This is a genomic window from Streptomyces sp. NPDC018000, assembly GCF_044328025.1.
Classification (GTDB): Bacteria; Actinomycetota; Actinomycetes; order Streptomycetales; family Streptomycetaceae; genus Streptomyces.
This window is the reverse complement of sequence record NZ_JBIRGM010000007.1, coordinates 229,894-237,865: the sequence shown is the minus strand read 5'-3', so window position 1 is coordinate 237,865 and position 7,972 is coordinate 229,894. Positions and strand designations below refer to the sequence as shown.

The 7,972-nt window shown below is 69.6% G+C and carries 11 protein-coding genes; 2 read left to right on the top strand and 9 right to left on the bottom strand.

Annotated features, from left to right (window positions below):
- A partial coding sequence (locus tag ACH4EW_RS18925) for a prealbumin-like fold domain-containing protein (RefSeq protein WP_398258222.1) occupies window positions 1–509 on the top strand: 509 nt, incomplete at its 5' end.
- Window positions 510–788: 279 nt separating this feature from the next.
- Complete coding sequence (locus tag ACH4EW_RS18920) at window positions 789–1,625, top strand: hypothetical protein (RefSeq protein WP_398258220.1); 837 nt, start codon at window positions 789–791, stop codon at window positions 1,623–1,625.
- A 76-nt stretch (window positions 1,626–1,701) separates the two neighbouring features.
- On the opposite strand, the gene tgmC is transcribed toward ACH4EW_RS18920, so the two are convergent.
- From tgmC to ACH4EW_RS18875, 9 genes are all read right to left on the bottom strand, one after another.
- On the bottom strand, window positions 1,702–2,823 hold the full coding sequence (gene tgmC / locus ACH4EW_RS18915; protein WP_398258218.1) for an ATP-grasp peptide maturase system methyltransferase: 1,122 nt from the start codon (window positions 2,821–2,823) through the stop codon (window positions 1,702–1,704).
- Window positions 2,816–3,775: an ATP-grasp ribosomal peptide maturase gene (tgmB, locus tag ACH4EW_RS18910; RefSeq protein ID WP_398258216.1), complete on the bottom strand. Its 960-nt coding sequence runs from the start codon at window positions 3,773–3,775 to the stop codon at window positions 2,816–2,818. The genes tgmC and tgmB overlap by 8 nt, the downstream gene beginning before the upstream one ends.
- A 10-nt stretch (window positions 3,776–3,785) precedes the next feature.
- Window positions 3,786–4,058: a putative ATP-grasp-modified RiPP gene (gene tgmA / locus ACH4EW_RS18905; protein ID WP_398258214.1), complete on the bottom strand. Its 273-nt coding sequence runs from the start codon at window positions 4,056–4,058 to the stop codon at window positions 3,786–3,788.
- A gap of 279 nt (window positions 4,059–4,337) precedes the next feature.
- Complete coding sequence (locus ACH4EW_RS18900) at window positions 4,338–4,529, bottom strand: hypothetical protein (protein ID WP_398258212.1); 192 nt, start codon at window positions 4,527–4,529, stop codon at window positions 4,338–4,340.
- Between the two features lie 301 nt (window positions 4,530–4,830).
- The gene (locus ACH4EW_RS18895; protein ID WP_398258210.1) at window positions 4,831–5,112 is read right to left on the bottom strand and encodes a transposase; all 282 of its coding nucleotides are present in this window, start codon (window positions 5,110–5,112) and stop codon (window positions 4,831–4,833) included.
- A 106-nt stretch (window positions 5,113–5,218) separates the two neighbouring features.
- Window positions 5,219–5,641: a hypothetical protein gene (locus tag ACH4EW_RS18890; RefSeq protein ID WP_398258208.1), complete on the bottom strand. Its 423-nt coding sequence runs from the start codon at window positions 5,639–5,641 to the stop codon at window positions 5,219–5,221.
- Complete coding sequence (locus tag ACH4EW_RS18885; protein ID WP_398258206.1) at window positions 5,638–5,991, bottom strand: MarR family winged helix-turn-helix transcriptional regulator; 354 nt, start codon at window positions 5,989–5,991, stop codon at window positions 5,638–5,640. Before ACH4EW_RS18885 ends, ACH4EW_RS18890 begins: the two co-directional genes overlap by 4 nt.
- 142 nt (window positions 5,992–6,133) lie before the next feature.
- A complete protein-coding gene (locus tag ACH4EW_RS18880; RefSeq protein ID WP_398258204.1) occupies window positions 6,134–6,982 on the bottom strand; it encodes a helix-turn-helix domain-containing protein in 849 nt (282 codons plus the stop codon).
- A gap of 10 nt (window positions 6,983–6,992) precedes the next feature.
- The gene (locus ACH4EW_RS18875; protein ID WP_398258202.1) at window positions 6,993–7,712 is read right to left on the bottom strand and encodes a DUF6879 family protein; all 720 of its coding nucleotides are present in this window, start codon (window positions 7,710–7,712) and stop codon (window positions 6,993–6,995) included.
- Window positions 7,713–7,972: the final 260 nt, after the last annotated feature.

Here is a 7,972-nt window from a genome sequence, read left to right as displayed (position 1 = left end):
AGTTCCAGCTGTGGAAGGAGACGAACGGCTCCGATGACTTGCAGACCACCGGGACGGAGCCGGACACGCAGGTCGACAAGGCCTGCATGACCGGGGCCGACGGCATCTGCCAGGGCACCGGCGCACCGGGCACGTACTACTGGCAGGAAGTCAGCCCGCCCGCAGGGTACGCCGCACCGGACGTGCCGGTGTTCGGGCCGCTGGTGCTGACCTCCGACAACCTCGACGCCGGGGTCTCGGTGACAGCGGTCAACAAGCGGCTGCCCGACCCCACCCCGACACCGAAACCGACGACGCCGACACCGGACACACCAGACAAACCGGGTCCGCCGGGGGCACCAGGCGCACCGGGCGCACCGGGCGCGCCGGGCCACGTACCCAACTCGGCGCTGGCATCCACCGGCGCGAACCGGATGGTTCCGCTGGCCCTGGCCGGCTGCGCCGCTCTCACCGCCCTCGGCGCGGCGCTGGTCGTGCTGGTGCGCAGGCGAAGGGCGCTGCACCACTAGTGCCGTGACCGGCAAGGTTTGCCCGGAAGGAGCGTCGTTCGGTGCGTGCGATCGCAAGGCGGCCACAAGCCCTCGTAGCGGGCTACGTGGGCTTGTGGCCAACGCCGCGAGCGTGCGTGCCGGGCGGCGCGACGGGGCAAACGTTGCCGGGAGCGGCACTAGCCCCCGAGTGGGGCGGCCGGCCCCGGTAACCCTCCGGGCCGGATCGGGCGGGTTCGCGGACCAGCGGTTCGCGGACCCGCCCTCCTGCGTGACCGACCGACGAGAGAAGGCGACTGCATGGCTCGGAAGAGGAAGACCAGCGGCCGTACGCCGCGTCGGACCCGCTGGTTCAGAACGCTGATCGCGCTCGCGGTGTGCGGCGTCGCAGCGGGCGGCCTGGCTGCCTACCGGACCCTCTCCGACGACACCACCGAGCGGCCGGTGACGATGGAGGAGGCGTCCCGGCTGGCGCTGTCGCGGCTGAATCTGTACCAGGCCAGTCCCGTGGCGGTGACCCTGACCGCCGCCGAGGGCGGCGGAGTGGTGGTGCGGGTCAAGGGAGTCGTGGACTACCGAACCCATCGGGGCGTGGGGAGTTACCAGGTCACCGGTTCCACCGGCGCCCCCGGTTCCTCCAAGGCCGCCGGGCCCGCCGCCGGGCAGCTCGACCACGGCCTGATTATCTGGGACACCGGCGGCCTCGGCCTGGCCCCCGCGCCGAAGGGCGACAACAGCCCGCCCTGGAAGCAGGCCGAGCACATCCCGCGCTCGGGCTGGTCGGCACGCTCCTACACGACCGATCCCCTGGACGCCGGGCTCCAGTTGCTGATCGGGCTCGGCGCGGACCGCCCCGACAACCCGCTGTTGCTCGCGCAGTCCGGAGCTCGCTGGCTGGAGCGTGAGCGCATCGACGGCCGCAGCTACGACCGGTTCGCCGGGCCGCGTGCCCAGGGCGCCACGCCCGGCGCGGGGTCCGACGGCGGACGGTCGCCGCTGACGTACTGGGTCGACGGTGACGGCGGCCTGCGGCGGGTGACGATGCGGATGCCGGGTCTGGGGACCCCGACCACCCTGGAGTTCTCCGGGCGCGACGGCCGCGCGAAGCTCCCCGAGGCGCCGTGGGCCACCGGCTGACATCTCCGTACCGATGCGCCCCGGCATCTGCAGTTGCCGATGACCACCCCGGCGGTTGGAGGCCGTCGGCCTGCGGTTACGCCCAGGTGAGGCGCTGGCCGTCGGGGCCGACGTGCAGCCGCATGCGGTCGGCAGGCGGGCGTCCGTCCGCCTGCCACTGCGCGACACGCTCGGTGATCTCGTCCCACAGGCGCGCCGGGCCACCCTGCCGGACCATCCACTGCGCGCCGTCCCGAAAGACGGCCGCCCACGATCCGGTGTCCACGTCGATCACGACGTGCTCGGGCCGGCCGTCCCGTTCGAGCGTGAGGCGCTGCGCACGGGGCGTGGCGAACTGCGCGACGAACCGGGCCACCCAGTCGTCGAGCACGTGCGCGCCGAATTCGGTGCGCACGGCCTCGCCCTCGCCGAGATTCGGCAGCATTCCGAACGGGGGCGGAAGGTGGGGACGGGCCAACATGAACGAGACCTGCCCGCCGAGAACCGGGCCGCCGGCCGTGCCGTCGTTGTCGACCGTCAGCCGTACGAGTTCGGACGCGTTCATCCATCCCCCGACCGTGACCAGGACCTCGCCGCCGGGCTGTGTCTGCGCGAGCCAGTCGGAGGGCACCGTGTGCACGCCGCAAGTCACGATCACCCTGTCGTACGGGCCGCTCTCCTCGCAGCCCACCAGACCGTCACCGACCACGCGCTGAGGCCAGTACCCGACTCCCGCGAGGGCCATTCCGGCGCGGGCGGACACCTCGGGGTCCACCTCGACCGTGGTCACGTTGTCCTCGCCGACGACACGGCACAGCAGCGCGGTCGAGTAGCCCGTGCCCGTGCCGATCTCAAGGACGCGCATCCCCTCGGTCACCCGCAGGTCTTCGAGCATCCGCACGACCAGACCCGGCAGGGTGGACGACGACGAGGGGGCTGCGGCGACGCGCCCCTCGATCTGGTCGGGGAAGACGCCTCCGGCGACTTGTGTCACAAGGGTGTCGTCTTCGTAGATCCGCGCGAGTCCTTCCGGGGAGTCCCCGGACGCCGGGCGGTACCAGCCGCCCTCTTCGTACTCGAACCAGCCGCGCGAGAGGAACGCCTCGCGGGGCACCGACATGACGGCCGCCTTCCATTCGGGGCTGCGCAGGGTGCCGGACTCGGACAGACGCCGCACGAGGTCGGCCCGCAGGTGTTCCGAGGGCAGAGGGTCAGCCATGACGGCTCGCTCCGTTCTCCAACAGGTCCGCGATTGCGGTGGTGATCGGCAGCCCGGCCACATCTTCGAGCCACGCCCATTGTCCGTTGGGGTTGCACTCCAGGAACCACCATGCGCCGTCGCCGGTCACGGCGAAGTCGAAGGCGCCGAAGTTCAGCCCGAAGCCGGTGAGGAACCGCACCAGAGCGCCGCGCATCGCGTCCGGGCAGGCGATCGGCTCATAGGTGAGGCTCTGATACTCCGCTCGCCAGTCCACGACCCCAGGCGGCGCGATAATCCGGGCGCTGAACACCTGATCACCGACGACAACCGCGCGCACGTCCGCCACCTTGGGCACCTGCGCTTGGAACAGGTGCGCGCTGTGGCCCACCGCGCCGTCGATCTCGCCCGCCTCGACGGACGCGGCCCAGATTCCGGCGGGCTCGCCCCCTACGTCGTACGCACCCGCGTGCAAGGGCTTGTAGATGGTCGGCTGCTCGGCGCAGAACGCCTTGGCCTCCACCGGGTCGTTCGTGATCAGTGTGGCGGGAACCATGAACCCGCCTCGAACCGCCGCATCCAACTGCGCGGGCTTGTACTCGGCCCGTGCGATGGCCTGCGGATGGCTCAGATACAGGCACCCCGGCAGCGCACCGAGCACACCGCCCAGGCCGCGCCGATTCTCGTGCGCGGCGAACCGGACCACCTGCGCACCGCCGTCCGTCGAGTAGGGGCTCGGACGACGGTGGTACAGGGCGCGTACGGCGGAGAGGTCGGCCGAACGCTCCCCGACCGTCAGCCGCCCACGCCCTCCGCCTGCCCCCATGCGTGCGGCGAGCACGCCAGGTGCTGGGAAGTCCCGTCCGGGGTCGAACCGGAGGACAGGCACCCGACGCCGGTTCAGTTCCGCGATGACCAGGTCGGCGGTTGCGTCCTCGTACTGCGTGCAGACCAGCACCGGGCGTCCGTCCATGGCGCTGCCCCTAGTCCTGCGTCGCGTCGTGGCCGGAGTCGGCGTCCATCTTGCCGTCCTTGCCGACCTGGGTGGGCGGATAGGTGTTGACGGACGTGCCGTGCTTACCGAGTTCGGCCGGCGTCATCACGCCGTGCTTACCGAGTTCGGCCGGCGTCATCACGCCGTCCTCCCCGGTCCATCGGCCGGTCTGTGTGGCGGGGTCAACGCCCTCGTACCGCCACGGCGAGGGGGAACCGTTGCGCAGCGGCGCCATACGGCGCAGTCCCCACGGTGCTCGCACCGTCGTCCCTGTACCTGCGGTGTGTGCCTGCAAGTTTTCTCCTTGGTCGCTTCGTACGGTGCCTGTGGTGGTGCCTGCCCCGCGTCGGCCGGCGCTTGGGAACTGTCCAGGAATTGCGGGGACGATCCGGCCGAGGCGGGGGGCCGGGCCCGCTCGTGGCCGGTCGACGCGATGCGGCCGGACACGGCGCGCACCGGCAGGCAGTGCACACGCAGGTGTGGCCGAGGAGCACTCGGCACGCCTCGTCGCCGCGCGAGCGGACGGGTTTCGCCAGGGTGATCACGTCGGCGTGTCCTTCCGACAGGAGCGGGGGAACCAGCGCACGGTGGATCCGAACACATCGATCACCTGGGGGCCCAAGTCGACGGCGGTCTCGGCGGACAGGGTGACGCCGCAGAACACGCAGCACACACCGCGCTGCTGGGCATCCGACAGCGACGCGACCGGAGGCAGCTCCCGAAGAGCGTCCACGGCAGTCAGCAGAACACCTCCGCGGGGAGCCTGCCGCCGGGGCTGAGCGCGGCGCCGAGCAACGACGGGATCACCAACCGCCCGTTTGCGATGTACCAGCGCAGGGTCCGGGGCACCGGAAGCCGGCCACTCTGAATCCGGGTTACGTGTCCGTGAGGCCATGACCAGGACAGTAGAGACGACGGGTGCCCACGTGCGGGCCGATTGCCCCGGATTGCGAATGTGGGTACAGAGATTGCTCACGAGTTGGGGAGCGATTGAAGTCAAGGCATGCTGGCCTGAGTATTTGGCTGATGGATGGTCAGTGTGCGGTGTGCCCGGTGAGCACCAGTTCGGTACTGGTCTTGCGGCGGGTGACCCGGAGGGCGGATCTCTCGGAGATCAGCCCGGCGACCGCCAGGTGGGTTTCGGTATAGGTCTCCCGGCGGCTGGTGTACCGCTGAAGGGGCCGCCACTGCTTGTACTCGGCGTTGGTGTGCTCGACGCAGATGCGGCGGGAGGACTGGCGGCAACGGGTCTCGCGCCAGCTGTACTGATCGCCGAGCGGGGCGTCCGTTTTGGGTTTCCTCGGCGGAGCGGACACCTGGCTGGGGAACTCGTTGGCCAGGCCCCGATAACCCTCGTCGCCTCGTGCCTTCGGTTCTTGGTGTGGCCACCGGTGACGCCGGTGTCTTCCGCTCTTGAGCCCGCTATCGGGTGAGGGCCGTCCAGGGGAACGGGGCGAGGTCGGGCTCGACCCAGCTGGTGCGGGCCTGGGCGTCGGCCAGCGTCGCGGAGCGGTAGAAGCGGGTGAGCAACCGCTTGTCGAGCAGCGCGGGATGCCGTTCGGCGAAGGCAGCGAAGTCAGGCTGTTCGTGCGCGGCTGCGTGATAGGCCACCAGCTCCACCCAGGCCCGGCTGACCGTGACGTGGTACTTCTGGGGCGCCCCCGCGTAGCGGGCGGTGCGCTGGATACCGTCACTGACCAGGGCGATGGCCGCGGGCATGCCGACGCGGCCCACTGCCAGCCAGGTCAGGTGGACGTGTTCGCGGTGGCCGAAGGCGCCTGCGGATGCCGTCGCCTTGGCCATCAGCTCATCGAAAACATGAGTGTTCTCGGGCGCCTCCCTCACAGGGACACCTCGGCCAGAGCACGCAGAACGGTGTGGAAGTCTGTTACGGCCTCGGCGGGCAGGCCGTCGAGCGCGCGGGCTTCCACAGCGGTCAGGGTCTGCCGGACGGTGTCGGCAGCCAGGCGGCCGGAAGAGGTCAGCTCGATGACCACGACACGACGGTCGCCTGGGCGGGTGCCGCGCGTGATGTGGCCACGGCGCTCCAGCCGGTCCAACACGCTGGTCAGTGTGGTCGGGCGGGTGCCGGCTGCGGCGCCGAGTTCGGAGATGGTCCGGCCCTGGCCGTCCGCCAGGATGGCCAGGGCGTTGATCTCGGAAGCGGTCAGATCAAGGTCAACCAGCTCAGCCATGAGGATCTGCAGTGTGGCATGAGTAGCGCGCTGCAGTGCCAGCAGCGCTGAACCGTACGAAGACACGGAAGAAGTCACGACATCAGAATATACGAGATCGTAGCAAATGCTGCAGGTCGACTTTAATCACTCCCCAAGCTCATTACCCGAGGTCCAGCGACGCACGTGCACGGCCGATCAGACGTCGAGCTGGTGACCCGTACTCGGCAGACTCGGCCAGCCATTCCCACGCTCGCTCATACAGCTGTACGTCCTCGTCGTTGGTGAGCCACAGCTCCTCGCTGATCGTCTCGACGATGACCAATCGGCCGTCGTAGATCCAGAACGCGTGGGGTGCAGTACGGCGCAGCTGCGCGCCGAACGGGATGATGCCCAGCTCGATGCGCTGCTGGCCGACAAGGTTGTAGAGGCGGTCGAGTTGCTCGGCCATCACCTGGGCCGGGCATGGCCGGTGGTACAGGGCGGCTTCGCAGATCAGGAACCGGAACATCTTCTCCGGGTCGTACAGGGCCTCTTGCCTGCGCATCCGCTTCTCGACAGCCGCCTCGGTCGCCGCGGGGATACCCCGGAACTCGGCGAGGGAGTCGAAGACGACGCGCGCGTACTCCGGAGTCTGGAACAGGCCGGGAATTCGCGAGACCTCTATGCCGCGGATCTGCGTCGTGTTCTCGGTGAGCCTGACCGCGATCTCCTGCCTGTTACGGATGCCGCCGGCCAACTGCTTGCGCCACGACCGGTTGCGCTGCTTCATGTCCAGCCCAGCCAGCAGCCCATGCAACTCGCGCTCGGCGCCCGATTGTTCGACGGCGTGCGCCCACGCAGTGAGGTCGGCGCGCGTAGGGGTCTGCTTGCCGTTCTGGAGCCGCGAGACCTTCGAGGTCTGCCAGCCGAGCCGAGCGGCGAGGGCTTTCCCTTCCAGTCCGGCCTCGGCGCGCAGTTCCCGCAGGCGCGCGCCGAGGGCTTCACGAGCGGTCTGGAAGTCGGTCGTCACGCAGTCGAAGCTACCGTGCGAATTGCTGCGTAGGCACGGCGTGATGCCAGGCAGCATCCCGGGCCTGGCAGGTGGCGAGTACCTCGGCCGGGTCCTCCGTGACGTGCACGCCGAGGGTGGTGTCGTTCTCGTCGAACGCGAATCGGGCCACGATCTTGGAATCGAACAGCCAGACGTCGTAGTCGGGCAGCCGCAACTGCTCAGCCTGCGCGCGGGTGAGGTTACGGATATCCTCGCCGGCGCCCACGTTGCCGGGCGCGCTCGCAAGGAGGAACCGCTGGCCCTCGGTGGGCGGCTCGTCGACCAGACGCACCCGCTCGAACCGTTTCCCGGCCGCCGTCTGTCCGGCGACGTTCTCCAGCCAGGCGCTCGTGTCGTTGGCGACATCCTCGCCGGCCTGCCAGCGCGCCCACTTCGGGCTGCGCCTGTCGGAGGCGTACCCGCAGCGGGTTTCCAGCCGCCACGCCGTGTGCCGAAACTCGCGGAACAGATGGGAAATCGAGGAGAACGGCTGCAACTTCGGTGCCTCGACCCTCGGTGCGAACCGGGTGAGCAAGCTGCGCGGGACGCGGACGAACGTCTCGCACGGCTTCGTGTCTCGCAGCTGCACCAGGTGTTCGGGGTTGGTCTCGCGGTCGCCCTGGACGAGGATTTCGTCTGTGCCCTCGATCTCGTACAGGGTGGGACAGTCGCCTTCGTCGCTGGTCGTGCCGATGAGCCTGAGCGCCATATCGCCCTCCAGGTCTGTGGGGCCGGGGATTCCAGGATGAGCGAGGCGACGCCTGGGTGGGCAAGGATTGCAGTGAGTTGCGCCTTCCCCGAGGGGCGACATGATTGCGCGCAATTGGGCACAACGAACCCGATCGCCCCGGAGCAAGGGGCGGACTCTTCAAAGGTAGAGCTGTCGTTCACAGGCTCGGCAGAAGGTCTTGCCCTCACGATTCTCGATCTGCCAGTGCTCGCACACCACCGCCCTGACCTCACCCGCAG